General features: G+C 71.6%; 16 protein-coding genes and 1 riboswitch. Of the genes, 9 read left to right on the forward strand and 7 right to left on the reverse strand.

Features of this window, described 5'->3' with window-relative positions; genetic code table 11:
- Positions 1-549: 549 nt before the first annotated feature.
- Positions 550-852 carry a chorismate mutase gene (locus ACFU5K_RS21545; protein ID WP_384064075.1) on the reverse strand — a complete coding sequence of 101 codons (303 nt, stop codon included), beginning with the start codon at positions 850-852 and terminating at the stop codon, positions 550-552.
- A gap of 314 nt (positions 853-1,166) precedes the next feature.
- Between ACFU5K_RS21545 and guaA the strand changes: the two genes are divergently transcribed.
- The 5 genes from guaA to ACFU5K_RS21570 all read left to right on the forward strand — a co-directional run bounded on the left by guaA (position 1,167) and on the right by ACFU5K_RS21570 (position 6,261).
- A complete protein-coding gene (guaA, locus tag ACFU5K_RS21550) occupies positions 1,167-2,753 on the forward strand; it encodes a glutamine-hydrolyzing GMP synthase (protein ID WP_384064077.1) in 1,587 nt (528 codons plus the stop codon).
- 116 nt (positions 2,754-2,869) lie between these two features.
- A complete protein-coding gene (locus tag ACFU5K_RS21555) occupies positions 2,870-3,481 on the forward strand; it encodes a Uma2 family endonuclease (RefSeq protein ID WP_384064079.1) in 612 nt (203 codons plus the stop codon).
- A gap of 43 nt (positions 3,482-3,524) precedes the next feature.
- Entirely contained in the window at positions 3,525-4,280 is a 756-nt protein-coding gene (locus tag ACFU5K_RS21560; protein ID WP_384064082.1) for an SAM-dependent methyltransferase, read from the forward strand.
- A 129-nt stretch (positions 4,281-4,409) separates the two neighbouring features.
- Positions 4,410-5,678, forward strand: a complete 1,269-nt coding sequence (locus ACFU5K_RS21565) for a hypothetical protein (RefSeq protein WP_384064084.1) — start codon at positions 4,410-4,412, stop codon at positions 5,676-5,678.
- A 76-nt stretch (positions 5,679-5,754) separates the two neighbouring features.
- Entirely contained in the window at positions 5,755-6,261 is a 507-nt protein-coding gene (locus ACFU5K_RS21570; RefSeq protein WP_384064087.1) for a DoxX family protein, read from the forward strand.
- On the opposite strand, the gene ACFU5K_RS21575 is transcribed toward ACFU5K_RS21570, so the two are convergent.
- Positions 6,171-6,431 carry a hypothetical protein gene (locus tag ACFU5K_RS21575; RefSeq protein ID WP_384064090.1) on the reverse strand — a complete coding sequence of 87 codons (261 nt, stop codon included), beginning with the start codon at positions 6,429-6,431 and terminating at the stop codon, positions 6,171-6,173. The genes ACFU5K_RS21570 and ACFU5K_RS21575 overlap by 91 nt on opposite strands.
- Positions 6,418-7,752, reverse strand: coding sequence for a PspC domain-containing protein (locus ACFU5K_RS21580; RefSeq protein WP_384064092.1), 1,335 nt, complete (start codon positions 7,750-7,752; stop codon positions 6,418-6,420). Before ACFU5K_RS21580 ends, ACFU5K_RS21575 begins: the two co-directional genes overlap by 14 nt.
- A 192-nt stretch (positions 7,753-7,944) precedes the next feature.
- Here ACFU5K_RS21580 and ACFU5K_RS21585 point away from each other — a divergent pair, with 192 nt between their 5' ends.
- Entirely contained in the window at positions 7,945-9,231 is a 1,287-nt protein-coding gene (locus ACFU5K_RS21585; RefSeq protein WP_384064094.1) for a PspC domain-containing protein, read from the forward strand.
- Complete coding sequence (locus ACFU5K_RS21590) at positions 9,228-9,923, forward strand: LuxR C-terminal-related transcriptional regulator (RefSeq protein WP_384064097.1); 696 nt, start codon at positions 9,228-9,230, stop codon at positions 9,921-9,923. Before ACFU5K_RS21585 ends, ACFU5K_RS21590 begins: the two co-directional genes overlap by 4 nt.
- A 37-nt stretch (positions 9,924-9,960) precedes the next feature.
- On the opposite strand, the gene ACFU5K_RS21595 is transcribed toward ACFU5K_RS21590, so the two are convergent.
- The gene (locus ACFU5K_RS21595; RefSeq protein ID WP_384064099.1) at positions 9,961-10,716 is read right to left on the reverse strand and encodes a GNAT family N-acetyltransferase; all 756 of its coding nucleotides are present in this window, start codon (positions 10,714-10,716) and stop codon (positions 9,961-9,963) included.
- Between the two features lie 12 nt (positions 10,717-10,728).
- Positions 10,729-11,799: an NlpC/P60 family protein gene (locus ACFU5K_RS21600; protein ID WP_384064101.1), complete on the reverse strand. Its 1,071-nt coding sequence runs from the start codon at positions 11,797-11,799 to the stop codon at positions 10,729-10,731.
- Between the two features lie 357 nt (positions 11,800-12,156).
- On the opposite strand from ACFU5K_RS21600, the gene ACFU5K_RS21605 reads away from it, so the two are divergent.
- Positions 12,157-12,510, forward strand: a complete 354-nt coding sequence (locus ACFU5K_RS21605; RefSeq protein ID WP_384064103.1) for a hypothetical protein — start codon at positions 12,157-12,159, stop codon at positions 12,508-12,510.
- 107 nt (positions 12,511-12,617) lie between these two features.
- Here the strand turns inward: ACFU5K_RS21605 and ACFU5K_RS21610 are convergent, their stop codons facing one another.
- Complete coding sequence (locus ACFU5K_RS21610; protein ID WP_384064105.1) at positions 12,618-13,766, reverse strand: NlpC/P60 family protein; 1,149 nt, start codon at positions 13,764-13,766, stop codon at positions 12,618-12,620.
- Positions 13,765-13,957, reverse strand: a riboswitch (cyclic di-AMP (ydaO/yuaA leader). (Overlaps the previous gene by 2 nt.)
- A 260-nt stretch (positions 13,958-14,217) precedes the next feature.
- On the opposite strand from ACFU5K_RS21610, the gene pcrA reads away from it, so the two are divergent.
- Positions 14,218-16,656: a DNA helicase PcrA gene (gene pcrA / locus ACFU5K_RS21615; protein WP_384064107.1), complete on the forward strand. Its 2,439-nt coding sequence runs from the start codon at positions 14,218-14,220 to the stop codon at positions 16,654-16,656.
- A gap of 1 nt (position 16,657) precedes the next feature.
- Here pcrA and ACFU5K_RS21620 read toward each other — a convergent pair whose 3' ends face one another.
- Positions 16,658-18,349, reverse strand: coding sequence for a M23 family metallopeptidase (locus tag ACFU5K_RS21620; protein ID WP_384064109.1), 1,692 nt, complete (start codon positions 18,347-18,349; stop codon positions 16,658-16,660).
- Positions 18,350-18,392: the final 43 nt, after the last annotated feature.

Here is an 18,392-nt window from a genome sequence, read left to right on the forward strand (position 1 = left end):
CGTCGCGGTCACGGAACGAGCCGGTGTGTTCGCCATGCATGACCCGCGAGTCCGGATAACGGTTGCCCCCGACTCCGCACCCTCTTCGTGTGGCACTCGTCACACCCGGGTGCGGGATCCGCGTCTGGTCCGACGGGTGTCACCCCCGCCTCTGCCGGTACCGCCGGCGGCCGCGTCCGTCGCGGGGGCCGCGTTGCTCGCGGGCGGGCTGCTGTTCGTCACGCCCCGGCGCCGGGCCGGGCTGACCCACCCCGGCGGGAGACCGGGTGCGAAGGTCGAGGGCGGCCGGCCCCGAGCGTCCCCGGGGCCGGCCGCACATCGTGACCGGGCTGCTGTCCCCTGCCGACCGGTCACGCGCGCCGGAACGCGGTCCCACGACGCACCTGCGGTGCGTCACGCGTTCGGGCGGAGCCACAGATGGATTCCCACCGACGCCGCGCCTGGCCGACGCGGACACACGGACCAACGAAGCCGCCGGGGGACCGGTCACGCGCCGTACGGGTGAGACCGGGCCCGAACGCCGGTGCGGCCGTACAGCCTTCCCGGACGTCACACCCGGCCGCGGCACAGCTCCAGCAGCGTCATGGCGAGAGCCGTACCCGGCTTGCCCAGGGCGTCGCTGTAGTGGCCGATGACGTCCATCTCCCGGGAGAGGTTCACCCTGCGGCCCCCCGAGGTGATCCTGGCCTCCTGGATGACCGCCGAGACGGCCATCCGTTCCTGCACGAGGCCGATGATCCGGTCGTCCAGCGCGTCGATGCGCGACCGGGCGCCCCCGATCAGGGACGCGGCCTCGTCGGTGTGCGCGCCGGTGCGCTCGGCGGCCGTCTTCGTGGGTGCGGTGCTGTTCATCCGTGACTCCCGGTGGGTCCGTCGCCCCGGTTCCGCAGGTCAGGAACGCCAAGGCGCCCCGGGCCTGTGGCCCGGGGCGCCTTGGAAAGCTTGCTCGTCAGTTGCTCAAGCAGCACGACCATGGCAGCCGGCGGGCCGGGTGCCATAGGTAAAGACGAAGGTCGTGTGCTGACGCATGCCGCAAGTATGGACCGCGGCGGAGGCCGGGTTCACGCCGGGCCCGGATGGTGAGACGGGAGCCCGGCGGGGCGGTGCTCCACGGCCGGTAGAATTGGGGAGGACCGACCCCCTCTCCACCGCCGGAAGGCCGCCCCGTGCCAGCAGCACCCCCCGCCGCCCCCGACACCGCGACCGACGTCGTCCTGGTTGTCGACTTCGGCGCCCAGTACGCCCAGCTCATCGCCCGCCGTGTCCGTGAGGCCCGGGTCTACAGCGAGATCGTCCCGTCCACGATGCCGGTCGCGGAGATGCTGGCCAAGAACCCCCGGGCGATCATCCTGTCCGGCGGTCCGTCGTCGGTGTACGCGGAGGGTGCGCCCGGCATCGACCGCTCGCTCTTCGAGGCCGGGATCCCGGTCTTCGGCATGTGCTACGGCTTCCAGCTGATGGCCACGACGCTCGGCGGCACGGTCGACGACAACGGCGCGCGCGAGTACGGCCGTACTCCGCTGGCCGTGTCCAAGGCGGGCTCCACCCTGTTCGAGGGCACGCCCTCCGAGCAGCCGGTGTGGATGTCCCACGGCGACGCCTGCTCCGCCGCCCCCGAAGGCTTCACCGTGACCGCGTCCACGGACGTCGTGCCGGTCGCCGCCTTCGAGAACGACGAGAAGAAGCTGTACGGCGTCCAGTACCACCCGGAGGTCATGCACTCGACCTACGGCCAGCAGGTCCTGGAGCACTTCCTCTACCGTGGCGCGGGCATCGAGCCGACCTGGACGACCACCAACGTCGTCGAGGAGCAGATCGCCCTGATCCGCGAGCAGGTCGGCGACAAGCGCGCCATCTGCGGCCTCTCCGGCGGTGTGGACTCCGCGGTCGCCGCGGCCCTCGTCCAGAAGGCCATCGGCTCCCAGCTCACCTGCGTGTACGTCGACCACGGCCTGATGCGCAAGGGCGAGACCGAGCAGGTCGAGAAGGACTTCGTCGCCGCGACCGGCGCGAAGCTGAAGGTCGTCGACGCGGAGAAGCGCTTCCTCGACGCCCTGGCCGGCGTGTCCGACCCGGAGCAGAAGCGGAAGATCATCGGCCGCGAGTTCATCCGCGTCTTCGAGCAGGCCCAGCTGGAGATCCTCCAGGAGGACGGCCCCGAGGTCGCCTTCCTCGTCCAGGGCACCCTGTACCCGGACGTCGTCGAGTCCGGCGGCGGCACCGGCACCGCCAACATCAAGTCCCACCACAACGTGGGCGGGCTCCCGGACGACATCGAGTTCCAGCTCGTCGAGCCGCTGCGCCAGCTGTTCAAGGACGAGGTCCGGATGGTCGGCCAGGAGCTCGGCCTGCCGGAGGAGATCGTCCAGCGGCAGCCGTTCCCCGGCCCCGGCCTCGGGATCCGGATCGTCGGCGACGTCACCAAGGAGCGGCTCGACCTGCTGCGCGAGGCCGACGCCATCGCCCGCGAGGAGCTGACCGCGGCCGGCCTGGACCGCGACATCTGGCAGTGCCCCGTCGTCCTGCTCGCGGATGTCCGCAGCGTCGGCGTCCAGGGCGACGGCCGCACCTACGGCCACCCGATCGTGCTGCGTCCGGTCTCCTCCGAGGACGCCATGACGGCCGACTGGTCGCGCCTGCCGTACGAGACCCTGGCGAAGATCTCCACCCGCATCACCAACGAGGTCTCCGAGGTCAACCGCGTGGTGCTCGACGTGACGAGCAAGCCGCCGGGGACGATCGAGTGGGAGTGACCCCCACACCCTGAGGTCAACGCCACTGCCGTCGCCCATTCGTTTGGGCGGCGGCAGTGGCGTATCCACTGGGTACGCTGAGTGAAGAGACGAGACTTCGGCGTATGGGAGCAATCATGAGCGCCGCACCCGAGCCCAGGCTTGAGCAGCAGCAGCCGTACCGGTGGCCCGTCCCGCCGGAGGGCGGCTGGACGGCGGACGACCTCGACCGGATTCCGGGCCTCCCGCCCCATACCGAGCTGATCGACGGGAGTCTCGTCTTCATGAGTCCGCAGACCGCCTTTCACGGGCGTGCCATGCGTTTGTTCGAGAATGCGCTTCTGGACCAGGCGCCGGCTCACCTGGATGTGCTGCGCGAGATGACGATCAAGCTGGACGAGAAGAACAGACCCGAGCCGGACGTGCTCGTGTTCCCTGTCGAGGCGAACACCGGTCCTCGTCAGACCTGGTTCCGGCCTGAGGACGTCGTGCTCGCCATCGAGGTGGTCTCGGAGGATTCGGTGGAGCGTGATCGTGACGTCAAGCCCCGGAAGTATGCCGCCGCCGGAGTGCGTCACTTCTGGCGGGTCGAGGCGGACGACGGAGGGCTGCCGATCGTGTATGTCTACGAACTGGACCCCGCGCTGGAGGTCTATGTGCCCACAGGCATCCATCACGACAAGCTCGCCCTCACGGTTCCGTTCCCTCTGGACGTTGATCTGACGGCGATCAACCGGCGCCGCCCCTGAAACCACTGGCACGGTCCGGTCGCCCGTGCCAGGGTGCCTCACCATGTCCGCCGAAGAGATCCGTGCCCTCATGTCCGCCCCCGGCAACGACCGCCTCACCTGGAACACCCCGCTCTCCGAGGAACACGCGGCCCAGCTGGTTGCCGCCTGCGCGCCCGCCCCCGGGGCCCGGATCGCGGATTTCGGCAGTGGCTGGGGCGAGCTGCTGATGCGCCTGGTCGAAGCCGCACCCGGCGCCGTGGGGGACGGCGTCGAGACCGACCCGGAAGCCGTCGCGCGGGGCTCACGGCTGGCGCAGGAGCGGGGGCTCGGCGCCCGGGTGCGGTTCCACGAGGTGTCAGCGGCCGAGTACTCCGGTGACGGTTACGACCTCGCCGTCTCCATCGGCTCCGCGCACGCGTGGCAGGGCGGCACCCGGGAGGCGCTCAAGGCGCTGCGTTCCGCCGTGCGCCCCGGCGGCCGGGTGCTGTTCGGGGGCGGGTTCTGGGAGAAGGAGCCCTCGGCCGCCGCCCTGGAGGGACTGGGCGCGGAGCCGGGCGATTTCGGCTCGCTCCTGGGGCTGATCCGGCAGGCGGAGGCCGCCGGTCTGCGCCCGCTCCAGGTCACCGTCGCCGATCAGCGCGAATGGGACCTCTTCGAGTCGGCCGCCAATATCGGGCGCGGCGAGCGGTGGGCGCTGGCCAATCCGGGGCATCCACTGCACCCGGGGGTGACCGCGGCCGTGGACGCCCGCCGCACCGGCTACTACGGGGGATACCGCGGCACGCTGGGTCTCGCCTACCTCGTACTCGACTCCTGACATTCGCACATGTGGACGACATGTACGCGCAGCCTGCCCCGATGTGGGACGGGCCCGCTCCGTACGGCACAATTCGCAGAAATCACAGGCGAGTTGGTTGTACCAGTGCGGGAAAGGGCGGCGTTCTCCGTGGCGTTGGACGAGGCGAGGGCGAGCAGCACGCACGGCGGTGGCTGTACGTGCGGCGACTGCCCGCACGGAGCGAACGAAGGGCACCGGCGCGCGGTGGCGGCCTTCCTCACGAAACGGGACGAACTGGCCGCAGGGCAGGGCCTGCCCACCGGGGTCGCCCAGTCCGTGTCGGCGTCCCGCCAATGGGTCTCGGACGAGCTGACCGAGTCGGCCCGCGCGGTCGCCGAACGCAGCCGCGAAGCGGGTGACGCCTGGCTCCACACACTGTGGACGCGCACCCTCGCAGTGGTCTGGGGCGGAGTCGTCGTGCTGGTACTCGCCGAGGCGGTCACCGCCATCGGCGCGGGCTGGTCCACCGCCCGTACCGCCGGACTGATCGCGGCCCTCGTCACCGCGGGGCTGCTGACCGGGGCGGCCCGCGTCCACCGGGCCCGCGGCGGCCTCCTGGCCCCGCTCATCGGTGAGGACAACCGGCTCTCCACCTCCCGCACGGTCGCCGCCTCCTGGGTGCTGCTCGCCGTCTTCGCCGTGCTCGTCCTCGCGCTCCAGCTCGCCGGGGCGTCCGAGCACGCCGACCGTGACACGCTCATCGACGGTCTCGACCTGGTCCGCTCGGCCGGTGTGCTGACCGTGCTCGCTCTGGTCTGCGCCGTCGCGGTCCTCGTGCGCCGGGTGGTGACCGTACGGGTGCTGGCCCAGCGGCTGCAGAAGCTGCGCGCCGACCGGCCGCGCGCCGCCGATCTGCTGACGGACGACTCCGGGCGCGGCAGCTTCACCGACGTGCAGTATGTGCTGGTCAGCGCCGTCGCGGTGCTGTTCGCCGCGGTCCGGCTGGCCCGCCGGCCCGAGCAGCTGCCCGACCTCCCGTGGGGGCTGGCGGTCCTGGTGGCCGTCTCGGCCGCGACGTACTTCGCCGGGAAGTACGCGGAGGGCGGCCGGCCGGTCATCCTGTCGGTCGTCCGTGCCAGGGAGGCCGGGGACCTCGACGCCCCGATCCGCACCGGCGACGACATCGAGATCCGCGGGGCCGGCTTCGTCCCGCCCGGGGCCGGCAGCCCCGACCGGCTGGCGCGGGTGGTGGTCAGGATCGGGCGCGTCCACGTCCACGTACCCCTGATCCCGGTCACCGGCGGCTTCGCCAACCCGTCGGACACCGTGCTCACCGTGCCCGTGCCCGTGGAGGTCGAACCCGGCACCGTCGAGGTGCAGGTGATCACCGCGGCCGGCGTGGAGACCAACCCCTGCCGCATCGATGTCACGGACTGAGCCCCGGACCTGGTGAGCGGCGCCGGACCGGCGTACGTATGGTCTGTCGAAGATCCGAACGGAAGGCGGGGCAGTGATGCACGGGTACAGGGGCGGATCGTACGGGCTCGACGAGCCGCGAAGTCTCAGGGACCGGGCACGGCGGTACGCCCTGCTGCCCCTGCGGATCTTCCTCGGCGTCACCTTCGTCTACGCGGGGCTCGACAAGCTGACCGACAGCGCCTTCCTGTCGGCGAGCGGGACCGGGTCCATCGGCGCGACGTTGGACGCCGTGCGCGGCAGCGCGGCGATCCCGGGCCTCGTCGACCTCGCCCTGAAGAGTCCCGAGGGCTTCGGCTACGCCATCGCGATCGGCGAACTCCTCGTCGGCCTCGGCACGCTCGTCGGGTTGTGGTCCCGGCTCGCGGCCCTCGGCGGTGCCCTGATCTCCCTGAGCCTGTGGCTCACCGTCAGCTGGCAGACGGAGCCGTACTACTACGGCAACGACCTGGTCTACCTCGTGGCCTGGCTGCCGCTGCTCGGCGGCGCCGCCGAGTTCTCCGCCGACGCCTTCCGCGCCTCGCGGCGCCGGCGCAGCCGGTAGTTGACCCAGGCCGCCGTGGCCGCCAGCCACAGCCCGCCGACGAACACGGGCGCGAAGAACGTCCACGGGGCGTCCCACACGCCCGCCGCGTCCGCCGCGTAACCGCCGGCCAGAGCCAGCATGACCAGGCCCGCCACCGCGCGGCCGGGCCGGAAATCATGACGCAGCACGGGTGACCTCCAGTTGTCCGATGCCGACTCCCATGCCCAGCTCCAGGGTGCCCGCTGGCTTGACGTCCCCGGGCGGCGCGAGGGTCCGCCGCACGTGCCGGTCGGGGGCGACGTCCACCTGCTTGTGCGGGTCGGAGGGGAACGTGATGTCGCCCAGGCCCGCCTCGGCGTCCACCTTCACGGTCACTCCGGCGGGTACGACGACGTGCGCGCGGCCCGCCCCGACCTCGACACGGGTCTCCAGGGTGCCGCTCTTCGGAACGGTCACGTCCGACAGATCCAGCGTCGCCACCCCGGTGCCCACCTTGTAGGTCGGCCGGACCTCGGCGACCGAGGCGGGGCTCCACTTCTTGTGCACCCAGTCGGTGCCGATGTCGTGCGGCACGGCGGAGGCGCCGGCCAGGAGCCCCGCCGTCACCATCGCCAGCACGATCGTGCCGAAGCCGGTCCTGCCGATGACCGAGGCGGCCAGCAGGCCGAGGCCGAACACCCCGAGTGCGGCGGCGAGCCCGATCTGGAGGCTCGGCCCGAGCGGGTGGCTCTCCCAGCTCAGCCCCGTACCCAGTCCGCCCGCGATCAGGGCGAGGAGGAAGACGAGGCCGCCGATCGAACGCGGCCCCCGGGTCCCCGGCGCGCGGTAGGGCGCGCGGTAGGGGGCGTCCGGCGTCGCCCGGTACCTGCCCAGCTCCGCCGCGTCGGTCGCCGCGCTCGCCGGGCCCCACAGATAGCCGGTGCCGGCCGGGCCCGTCGTCCCGTCCTTGACGATCGGGTCCCGCCACCAGGACGGGCCGGCGGGCGTCGGAGGCGCCTTCACCTCGGGTGGTGCCCCGTGGCCCGAGGCGTGCGTGGCGCCTGCGGGAGCGTGCGGAGCGGCACCGGGCAGGTCCTCGGGGGGAGCCGTCCTGCGGTGCTGGGTCCAGACCGCGAAGCCGATCGTGGTCACCGTCAGCATCGCGGCGAAGGCGAGCATGCCGCCGTTGTGCAGCATCGACAGCAGCAGGCCGCAGCCCACCAGCGCCAGCAGCAGCGCGACCAGCGACGGGCCCTCGACCCGGCCCGACAGCAGCCGACGCGCCTCGTTCTCGTCCTCGCCCTCCAGGGGGAGCAGCAGCCACGCGAAGCCGTAGAAGATCAGGCCGATACCGCCCGTCACCGCGAGGACGCCGAGCACGATCCGGAAGATGACCGGGTCCACATCGCAGTACCGGCCGAGCCCGCCGCACACCCCGGCCACCACTTTCTGGCGCGGGCTGCGCTCCAGCCGCGGCACCGGCTCGGGAGGCGGAGTCACGCCCGGCGGGGCGTCCTGGGGAACGGTCATGGCTCCATGGTGACGGCCCGTACGCCCTCGTGGGGCCCGTGACGACCCTGGCCGATCCCTGATATTGGATGCCGAGGCCCCTGAGGGCCCGTCCACAGGGCCGTGCCGTGGACCTGGACCAGCGAGGCATCAGGGTCGAGTCCGGGGCCGACCCTGATGCCACGACCCACCGGAACGTGTGACGATCGGTCCATGCCAGCAGCCACGACCCGAGCCCCGGGCACGCACGCCCCGGACCAGGAGGGGCCGGCGCCGCGCAAGCTCTACCGCAGCGCCGACGGCCGGATGCTCGGCGGTGTCGCACGCGGGCTCGCCGGACACCTCGGTCTGCCCGTCGCCTGGGTCCGGTTCGTCTTCCTCGGACTGTTCTTCGCCGACGGCCTCGGCGCCCTGCTCTACGCCGTGTTCTGGATCGTCGTGCCCCTCGGCGTCGGCGGGGTCGAGTCCACCCGGTCCGTCTTCGAGACGGCCCCGGACGGCCGCCGCAGGCTCCGCAAGCCCGACAAGGGCCAGGTCTTCGCCCTGATCGCGCTGCTCGTCGGCGCGGTGATCTTCGTCGGCAACGTCGACATGGGCAGCAAGGCGGACCGCTACGTCTGGCCCGCCCTGCTGATCGGCGCCGGCTCCGTCCTGGTGTGGCGCCAGGCCGACAACGCGCGGCGGGCCCGCTGGATCGAGGTCGGCCGCCGCCGCCGCGTCCTGCACCTGGCCCGGGGACTCGCGGGTGTCGCCCTGGTCGGCCTCGGCCTCGCCGTGTTCCTGGTCGTGCGCGGCTCCGCCGCCCAGCTCGGCAACGCCCTGACCGCCGCCGTCGCCGTGCTCACCGGCATCGCCCTGCTCGCCGGCCCCTATCTGGCCCGCATGATGCAGGACCTCTCCGAGGAACGCCTGATGCGCATCAGGGCACAGGAGAGGGCGGAGGTGGCCGCCCACGTCCACGACTCCGTCCTGCACACGCTCACCCTGATCCAGCGCAACGCCGACGACGCAGGCGAGGTCCGCAGACTCGCCCGCGCCCAGGAACGCGAGCTGCGCAACTGGCTGTACGACCCGTCGGGCACCGGCAGGGACGAGGACGACGAGCCCACGAACCTGGCCGAGGCGGTCAAGCGCGCCGCCGCCGAGGTCGAGGACAAGCACGGCGTCCCGCTGGAGGTCGTCGTCGTGGGCGACTGCCCGCTGGACGAGAAGCTGGCGGCACAGATGCAGGCCGCACGCGAGGCGATGGTCAACGCCGCCAAGTACGGTGGCGAGGGCGGCGCTGTCCAGGTCTACGCGGAGGTCGAGGGCCGCACGGTCTTCGTCTCGGTACGGGACAGGGGGCCGGGATTCGACCCGGACGCCGTTCCGGACGACAGGATGGGCGTACGGGAGTCGATCATCGGCCGGATGCAGCGCAACGGCGGTACGGCGCGCCTGCGTTCGGTGCCCGGCGGGGGCACGGAAGTGGAGCTGGAGATGGAGAGGGCGAGCGAATGACCGAGAACACCGAAGCGACGGGGGTCCCGGAGCGCCGGGTACGGGTCGTGCTCGTCGACGACCACCGGATGTTCCGCACCGGGGTCCAGGCCGAGATCGGCCGCACCGAGGAGACCGGCGTCGAGGTCGTCGGCGAGGCCGCCGACGTCGAACAGGCGGTCACGGTGATCACCGCGACCCGCCCCGAGGTCGTCCTCCTCGACGTCCACCTCCCCGGCGGCGGCGGCGTCGAGGTGCTGCGGCGCTGCGCCCCGATGATGGGTGCGGTGGAGAACCCGGTGCGTTTCCTGGCGCTGTCCGTGTCGGACGCCGCCGAGGACGTCATCGGGGTCATCCGCGGCGGCGCCCGTGGCTACGTCACCAAGACGATCACCGGCACCGACCTGGTCGACTCCGTCTTCCGGGTACAGGACGGCGACGCGGTGTTCTCGCCGAGGCTGGCCGGCTTCGTCCTCGACGCGTTCGCCTCGACGGACGCGCCGCCGGTCGACGAGGACCTGGACCGGCTCACCCAACGCGAGCGCGAGGTGCTGCGGCTGATCGCCCGCGGCTACGCCTACAAGGAGATCGCGAAGCAGCTCTTCATCTCGGTGAAGACGGTCGAGTCCCACGTCTCGGCGGTGCTGCGCAAGCTCCAGCTTTCCAACCGGCACGAGCTGACCCGGTGGGCCACGGCGCGACGGCTGGTCTGACGGCCGGTCCGGCCCTGGGCGCGCGTGCTCGGGGCCCTCAGGCGGGATCGAGCGAGATGTTGAGCTTCTCGCCGACCCTGCGGTAACCGATGCCCGCGTAGATCCGCTCGACGTCGGGGCCGCCCGGCTCCAGCCAGACGGTGCCGAAGCCACGGTCGAACGCGGTGCGGGTCAGCCAGGCGGAGAGCGCGGCGCCGACACCACGGCGGCGGAAGGCCTCGGCGACGGCCAGTCCGGCCAGTTCACCGATGCCGGCGGCCGGGGCCGAGCAGCCGCCCGCACCCGCCGGCACACCGTCCACGGTGGCGAGAGCCGAGACGCCGCCGCCTTCCACCGCCGCGCGCAGCCAGGCGATCTCGCCGTCGTCCGGGCCGCCCTCGCCGCCGAAGCCCGCGTGCTGGACGGCCGCGGCCGCGGTGAACTCGGCGCCGGTGGCGGGTTCCGCGACGCGGAGTCCGTCCACCGGCTTGTGGGCGAGCAGTCCCCCGGCGGCGCAGGCCATGACCGGGGCACGGCTCTCCACGGTGAATCCGGCTGCCAGCAGCGCCGGTTCGACGGCCGGCGCCCACGCGGGAAGGAACTCCAGCCGGGGCAGCCGGTCGCGCTCGCGGAACGCCGCGACCAGGTCCGCGATCTCCCGGGCGGTGGGTTCGGCACCCTGGTCGGGAATGGCGTAGTTGGCGAACTTCAGTTCCCAGTCCGGGTTGTGCCGCACCGTGAAGGGCCCGACCCGGTAGTGGCCGGGGGAGCGGAGGGTGTTCGTACGCGCGTAGTTCTGGATGGCTGTGTCCATGAGCCGGGGAGCCTATGCGACGCGCGTCGCTCCGGCGAAGGGCATTTCCGAGATCGGCGCGATACGTACGGGTGCGCCGGGGCGTGGGGCGTGGATCATCTGGCCGCCGCCGATGTAGAGACCCACATGGGTGACCCCGGAGTAGAAGAACACCAGGTCTCCCGGAGCGAGTTCGGAGCGGGAGACGCGCTGTCCCGCGTTGATCTGGGTGTACGTCGTGCGCGGCAGGGACACGCCCGCGGCACGCCAGGCGGCCTGGGTGAGGCCGGAACAGTCGTAGGAGGACGGACCCGTCGCCCCCCAGACGTACGGCTTGCCCAGCGCACCGTAGGCGAAGTCGACGGCCTGCGCCGCGCGGGCGTTGGGGGCGCTCACCGAGCCGCGCGGCGTGCTGCGGTCCGTGCGGACGGCGCCACCGCCGTGCGAGGCGTCGGCGGCACGCTCGTAGTCGGCGCGCTGCGGGGCGGTGAGGGTGGCGAGGAGCTTGCGGGCCTCGGACAGCTTGGTGCGGACCGCGTTCTTGTGCTTCTCCAGGTCCGCCCGACGGGAGGCGAGGACCGTGAGCTCGTCCTCCGCCTCGGCCCGCAGCTGCGCGATGTCGTTCATCTGCCGGCGTACACCGTTGATCGCGCCTGCCTGGCGGTCTCCCGCCCGGTCCTCGAACGAGGCGCGTTCCAGGTACTCGTCGGGGTGCGACGAGAGGGCCAGCCGGACGGCTGGGTCGACACCGGCACTGCGGTACTGGGCGGTGGCGAACGCGCCCAGTGCGTCGCGGGCGGCGTTGAGGCGCCCGGTCCTGCGGGCCGCCTCGTCGCGCAGGGTGTCGAGGGACTTCTCCGAGGCCGCGGCCTTCTCCTTCGCGCCGTTGTACCGCTCGGTGGCGACCTCGGCGTCGTGGTAGAGCCGGTCGACCTTGCTCCTGACCTGGGCCGCGGTGAGCTGGGGGTCGGCCTGGGCCGCACCCTCGAAAGCCGCGGCGGACGCCGCGCCGGCAAGTGCGAGGGTGGCTGCGGTGCGGGCAGCAGGCCCGGTGAACAGGCGCTGCTTGGGCTTGCGGTGAGCGGCGGTGCGATGGGCGGCCACGGGCGTGGTGCGTCCTTCCGTTCGACTGCCCGCCGGGGAGACCGGCGGGCCCGCCCGGGTCCGCCGGCGGGCCACCACAGGGGGAGCGGCCCGCCGCCGGCTTTCCTGGCGGGGCGACCGGGGTGCCGCCCGGTACGGGGGCGGCGGTAACGAATCGGTCACCTGGGACGTGACGCTAAACCCGGGGCACGGGGAAGAGGTGTAATGACAGCTATTGCCCTCAGATGTAGTTTCGTTTCCGTCGAGTGACCGGGAAATTCAGCCGGAGCCCGGCAATTCGCACAGTCCTCGCGTCAGTTCATCGGTAAGTCATACCTGGCCGAAGAGTGCTGATATGGCCGGGGCTAGGCTGCGGCCATGGACGTACTCATCAATGTCGTCGTGGCCTTGCACATCATCGGAATCGCCTCCCTGCTGGGCGGTTTCCTCACCCAGGTGAAGGCCATGGGGGCGGGCACGGCCCGCTTCGTCCCCGCCATGCTCCACGGCGCGCTCACCATGCTCGTCACCGGAATCGCCCTCGTCGGACTGAACCAGGCCGACGACCAGTCGGTGAACAATGTCAAGATCGGGATCAAGCTCCTGCTCCTCGTCGTGATCCTCGCGCTGGTCTACGTGAAGCGCGACGACGAGAAGGCCGGCAAAGGTGCCTTCGCCGCGGTCGGCGCACTCACCGTCGCCAACATCTTCATCGCCACGCTCTGGACCTGAGCGTCCCGCGCGGACGCAGGAGGGGCCCGGGGACGATCCCCGGGCCCCTCCTGCGTGTCCAGCCTCCGTCGTGGGCCGTGCCGCCGCGTACGGAGAACCCCATGCCGTCATGCCGGGCGGACGCTCCCGTATATCGGCATGTAGTAGATCGACTCCTCGCGGACGCTCGCACCCGGCTTGGGCGCGTGGATCATCATGCCGTCCCCCTTGTAGATGCCGACGTGACTGATGTCGTCGTAGAAGAAGACCAGGTCACCGGGTTTCAGGTCCGCCGTCGCCACCCGCGTGCCGACCTTGACCTGGTCCCACGTCGTGCGCGGCAGGTCGACGCCGGCAGCCTTCCAGGCCGCCTGGGTCAGCCCGGAGCAGTCGTACGAGGACGGGCCCGTCGCACCCCACACGTACGGCTTGCCGATCTGGGCGCGCGCGAAGGCCAGGACCTTCTCGGCCTTCGTGGCGTAGCCGCTGCCGGAGTCCGTGCCGCCGGTCCCCGAGCCCGTGTCCTGCCCGGCGTTCTCCGGGGCGCGCTCGGCCTCCGTCTTGTCGGCGGCGGCCTGCTGCCGGGCCAGATCCTCGGCCTTGCGCTTCGCCTCCGCCTCCTTCTTGCGCTCCAGCTCGGCGAGCCGCGCCTTCTCCTCGGCGGTCAGCTCCGACAGCAGCGAACGCGCCTCGGTGAGCTTCGTCTGCACGTGCTGCTTGCTGGTGCGGAGCGTGGCCTGCGACTCGGTCAGCGTCTCCAGGCTCTTCGTCGCCTCGACGCGCTTCGCCGCGGCTTCCTTCTGCTGCGTACGGAACTCGGTGACCGTCTTCTGCTGCCGGCTGGTCATCCGGGCCATCAGCTGGTCCTGGTCGAAGTACGACTGCGGGTCGTCCGCCAGGAAGAACGTCGCAGTCGGGGCGATCGCGCCGCTGCGGTACTGGGCGGCGGCGTAACTGCCCAGCTCGCGGCGCGTCTCGTTCAGCTTGTCGGCCCGCTGGGCCGCCGCCTCCAGGAGCGCGTCGACCTTGGAGCGCTGCTCGGCGGACGCGGACTTCGCCTGGTTGTACTCCTGGGTCGCGGCACCGGCCTGCCGGTAGAGGGCGTCGACCTTCTTCTGCACTTCCTCGATGCTGGGCTTGGGCTGTGCCGGGGCCGCCGTCGCGCTCTGCGCGGAGAGCAGGGTGACGGAGGCGAGCGCCGCCGTCGTGAGACCGAAGGCAGGGGTGGTCGTGCGCACCCGGGTGCGCTGCTTGCGATGCGACGCCAAGGCCGGCATCTCCTTCCGTGGACCGCCTACCAGGTTAGCGATGGGGGTCCCCCAGGCCCTTCAGGCACTGGGGGGAGGGTTCGGGCGGAACGGAAGGCTGCCCTACGGTCCGGTGAAGACTGACCGATTCACCCCGGTGCTGCTTGTGGGTCCCCGGTTCCGGGCTCCTCACAGGAGTACGGATTCGGCGGGGGTGCCCGCGCGGCGTGGTTCGCCTCAAGTGGGTACGGGACACCCGTCGGAGCACGCTAACCAACCCGTGGTGCTCCTGTGAAGGATGGTGGCCGATATGCCCGATACATTTCCGTGACCTTCCGCGGGAGCCGGTCCGTCCGGCCGGCCTGTGCAGGCCGCCCGATCTCACGCACCGTGGCCGATCCGTCCCGGCGGGCGCACGGTGCGGGTCCGTGTGGCCGATCCGTCCCGGGCTGTCGGTGCGGCCGCCTAGACTCGTTAAGCGATGAGCAGCCTCTTTGACGACAGTTTCCTGACCGGCCTCCAGCAAGCTGAGGAAGGCCCCCCGCCGCCCCCCGAGGAGCACGCGCCCGAGGCGGTGCCGGAGGGCCTGTTCAAGGACGTCTTCGACGCCCCGCCGCCGCCCCGTGACGCGTACTACCGCGACGGCGCCCCGCGTCCCGTCGTCGACTCCGCGGCTCTGCTCGACGGGCTGAACACCGAACAGCGCGCCGCGGTCGTGCACGCCGGATCTCCACTGCTCATCGTCGCGGGAGCCGGGTCCGGCAAGACCAGGGTGCTCACGCACCGCATCGCGCACCTGCTCGCCGAGCGCGGGGTCCACCCGGGCCAGATCCTCGCGATCACCTTCACCAACAAGGCCGCGGGCGAGATGAAGGAGCGCGTCGAGGACCTCGTGGGTCCGCGCGCGAACGCCATGTGGGTCATGACGTTCCACAGCGCCTGCGTGCGCATCCTGCGCCGCGAGTCCAAGCTCCTCGGATTCACCTCGTCGTTCTCGATCTACGATGCCGCCGACTCCAAGCGGCTCATGGCGCTGGTCTGCCGTGATCTGGACCTTGACCCGAAGCGATACCCGCCGAAGTCGTTCACGGCGAAGGTCTCGAACCTGAAGAACGAGCTGATCGACGAGGAGACCTTCGCGGGCCAGGCCGCCGACGGCTTCGAGAAGACGCTCGCGCAGGCCTACGCGCTCTACCAGGCGCGGCTCCGTGAGGCCAACGCGCTGGACTTCGACGACATCATCATGACGACGGTGCACCTGCTCCAGGCTTTCCCCGACGTCGCCGAGCACTACCGCCGGCGCTTCCGCCACGTCATGGTCGACGAGTACCAGGACACCAACCACGCCCAGTACACGCTGGTCCGCGAGCTGGTCGGCCCCGCCGGTGAGGCCGACGCCCCGGGCGAGCTCTGCGTCGTGGGTGACGCGGACCAGTCGATCTACGCCTTCCGCGGCGCGACCATCCGCAACATCCTCCAGTTCGAGGAGGACTACCCGGACGCGAAGACGATCATGCTGGAGCAGAACTACCGCTCCACCCAGACCATCCTCTCCGCAGCCAACGCCGTCATCGAGCGCAACGAGAGCCGTCGCCCCAAGAACCTCTGGACGAACGCCGGCACCGGCACCCGGATCGCGGGCTACGTCGCCGACACCGAGCACGACGAGGCGCAGTTCGTCGCCGACGAGATCGACCGGCTGACGGACGCGGGGGAGGCGAAGGCGGGCGACGTCGCCGTCTTCTACCGCACGAACGCCCAGTCCCGTGTCTTCGAAGAGATCTTCATCCGCGTCGGGCTGCCCTACAAGGTCGTCGGCGGCGTGCGCTTCTACGAGCGCAAGGAGGTCAGGGACGTCCTGGCCTACCTCCGGGTCCTCTCCAACCCCGAGGACACCGTCCCGCTGCGCCGTATCCTCAACGTGCCGAAGCGCGGTATCGGCGACCGGGCCGAGGCGATGATCGACGCGCTGTCGATGCGCGAGAAGATCTCCTTCCCGCAGGCGCTGCGCCGGGTCGACGAGGCGTACGGGATGGCGGCGCGCTCGGCCAACGCCGTGAAGCGGTTCAACACGCTCATGGAGGAGCTCCGCACGATCGTGGAGTCCGGTGCGGGACCGGCGGTCGTGCTGGAGGCGGTCATGGAGCGTACCGGCTACCTCGCCGAGCTCCAGGCCTCCACCGACCCGCAGGACGAGACCCGTATCGAGAACCTCCAGGAGCTCGCCTCCGTCGCTCTCGAGTTCGAGCAGGAGCGCGCGGCGGACGAGGGCTCCGGGACGCTCGCCGAGTTCCTGGAGAAGGTCGCGCTGGTCGCCGACGCCGACCAGATCCCCGACGAGGACGAGGACGGCTCCGGTGTCGTCACTCTGATGACGCTGCACACCGCCAAGGGCCTGGAATTCCCGGTGGTGTTCCTGACCGGCATGGAGGACGGCGTCTTCCCGCACATGCGCGCGCTGGGGCAGGTGAAGGAGCTGGAGGAGGAGCGCCGGCTCGCCTACGTGGGCATCACCCGTGCCCGCGAGCGGCTGTTCCTCACCCGGGCGGCGATGCGGAGTGCCTGGGGCCAGCCCTCGTACAACCCGCCCTCGCGCTTCCTGGAGGAGATCCCCGACCAGCACCTGGAGTGGAAGCGCAAGGGGCCGATGGCCGCTGTGGCGGGACCGACCTCAGGGATCACGTCGTCCCTGTCCTCGTCGCGCTCGAAGTCCGGTCCTTCGGGATTCGCGACCCGGCGCACGTCCGAGAAGCCCGTGGTCACCCTGGTGGCGGGGGACCGGGTCACGCACGACCAGTTCGGTCTGGGCACGGTGACCGCGGTCGAGGGGTTCGGCGACCAGGCCAAGGCGACGGTCGACTTCGGCGACGAGCGTCCGAAGAAGCTACTGCTGCGCTACGCGCCGGTCGAGAAGCTCTGACTCAGTTCGGGTTGAGGCCGTGGCTGCGGAGCCACGGCATCGGGTCGATCGCCGAGCCGCCACCGGGCCGTACCTCGAAGTGCAGGTGCGGGCCGGTGGAGTTGCCGGAGCTTCCCGAGTAGGCGATGACGTCGCCCGCCTTGACCGAACCCGACCGGATCTTGGTCGTGCTGAGGTGGCAGTACCAGGTCTCCGTGCCGTCGGCCGCGGTGACGATGGCCATGTTGCCGTAGGCGCTGTTCCACTGGGTGCGCACGGTGCCGTCGGTGGCCGCCATCACGGGCGTGCCGAAGGTCACCGGGAAGTCGATACCGGTGTGGACCGACATCCAGTTCACCCCGGCCTGGCCGTAGGTGGCGCTGAGGCCGTGCTGCGAGACGGGCAGGACGAACTTGGGGCGCAGGGCCTCCCGGCGGGCGGCCTCCTCCTCGCGCTTCTTCTTGTCGGCCGCCTGGCGCTCCTTCAGGTCGAGGCGCTCCTGGGTGCGGCTGGCGCGGTCGGCGAAGTTCGCGGCGTCGGCGTTGAGAGCGGCCAGCTGGGTGTCCAGCTCGTTGTTGGCGACGGCCGTCCTGGTGGTGGCGGCGTCGGCCGCAGCCATCGACGTGGTGTCGTCCTTCGTCTCGTCGGCCCCGCCCATGCCGCCCACGGAGGCGGCGGCGATGCCCGCGACGCTCATGACGCAGGCGGAGGGCACGGCGACGGTGAGGAGCGCGGAGCGCTTCGCGGGAGTGCGACGACGTCCCCGGCTGCCGCCGCGCGTGGCGGAGCGGGTGACGGGGCGTAGGGCGGCGGCCCCCGAGTCGGTGGTCAGTTCGACGAAATCCGGGATCTGCGCGGCAGCCCGTGCTCCGGGAGCCTCGTCGTAGTCGTCGGTGTGCGCGGAGGCCGTGTCGTGGGCGGCGGCGGTCCGCGCGAGTTCGTCGTCGTAGGTCAGGGACTCGTCGTAGGTGTCGGGCCCGACGTGCTCCGAGGCGTACGGGTCGTCCTGCCCGTCGTGCACGGCCGGGGTCTCGTCGTGCGGCCCGGGGGCGTCGCAGGAGACGGGGGTGTCGTGCGATCCGGCGACGTCGTGAGCCGTGAACTCGCCCGTCTCGTAGGCGGACGGCTGGTGTTCGTACGCGGGATACGACGTCTGTTCGGGTGCGTACGCGGTGCTCTCGGGCGTGCCGCCGGTGTTCCAGGCGGTGGCGTCGTACGTGCCGGTCTCGGGTGCCGTGTAACTCTCGTACCCCGCGGTCTCGAAGGCGGGGGCGGTATACGTCCCGGTCGTGTAGGCCGTGCTGTCGAAGGTCGTGGTGGCGAAGGCGCCGGTGTCTCCCGCGGCCCACTGGTCGGCCCTGCCGGTGTGGTCCCAACCTGTGGTGTCCCACTGACCCGTCGTGTCGGCGGTGCCGTACTGGGCGGGGGCCGTGGCTTCCGGCGCCCAGGCGCCGGTGGTGTCGTAACCCTGGGGTGCCTGCGGATGGCCCTGGACGCCGTAGGCGTCGTACGGGGCCTGTTGGTGCGCCCCGGTGTCCCAGGCGCTGGAGTCGGTGCCGCCGTAGCCGACGTCGTGGACCGGGTAACCGCTCTCGTACGTCTCATGGCCGCCGTCGTGCGGGCCGGGCAGGTTCCCGAAGAGCGGGTCGGTGTCGAAGCTGCCGGTAGGGGTGTCGTAATCGACGTACCCGGCGTGGGGGTGCTGGTCGTTCACCAACTTCTCTCTCGCCTCGGCAGCAGGACCTGTTCCGGGGGTT

The sequence above is a fragment of the Streptomyces sp. NPDC057428 genome (genome assembly GCF_042803195.1).
Taxonomy (GTDB): domain Bacteria; phylum Actinomycetota; class Actinomycetes; order Streptomycetales; family Streptomycetaceae; genus Streptomyces.

What these genes read in the sequence shown, in the direction of transcription:
- ACFU5K_RS21545 (WP_384064075.1), bottom strand. Translation starts at nt 852, where the DNA reads ATGAACAGCACCGCACCCACGAAGACGGCCGCCGAGCGCACCGGCGCG.
- ACFU5K_RS21555 (WP_384064079.1), top strand. Translation starts at nt 2,870, where the DNA reads ATGAGCGCCGCACCCGAGCCCAGGCTTGAGCAGCAGCAGCCGTACCGG.
- ACFU5K_RS21560 (WP_384064082.1), top strand. Translation starts at nt 3,525, where the DNA reads ATGTCCGCCGAAGAGATCCGTGCCCTCATGTCCGCCCCCGGCAACGAC.
- ACFU5K_RS21570 (WP_384064087.1), top strand. Translation starts at nt 5,755, where the DNA reads ATGCACGGGTACAGGGGCGGATCGTACGGGCTCGACGAGCCGCGAAGT.
- ACFU5K_RS21580 (WP_384064092.1), bottom strand. Translation starts at nt 7,752, where the DNA reads ATGACCGTTCCCCAGGACGCCCCGCCGGGCGTGACTCCGCCTCCCGAG.
- ACFU5K_RS21585 (WP_384064094.1), top strand. Translation starts at nt 7,945, where the DNA reads ATGCCAGCAGCCACGACCCGAGCCCCGGGCACGCACGCCCCGGACCAG.
- ACFU5K_RS21590 (WP_384064097.1), top strand. Translation starts at nt 9,228, where the DNA reads ATGACCGAGAACACCGAAGCGACGGGGGTCCCGGAGCGCCGGGTACGG.
- ACFU5K_RS21595 (WP_384064099.1), bottom strand. Translation starts at nt 10,716, where the DNA reads ATGGACACAGCCATCCAGAACTACGCGCGTACGAACACCCTCCGCTCC.
- ACFU5K_RS21605 (WP_384064103.1), top strand. Translation starts at nt 12,157, where the DNA reads ATGGACGTACTCATCAATGTCGTCGTGGCCTTGCACATCATCGGAATC.
- ACFU5K_RS21610 (WP_384064105.1), bottom strand. Translation starts at nt 13,766, where the DNA reads ATGCCGGCCTTGGCGTCGCATCGCAAGCAGCGCACCCGGGTGCGCACG.
- pcrA (WP_384064107.1), top strand. Translation starts at nt 14,218, where the DNA reads ATGAGCAGCCTCTTTGACGACAGTTTCCTGACCGGCCTCCAGCAAGCT.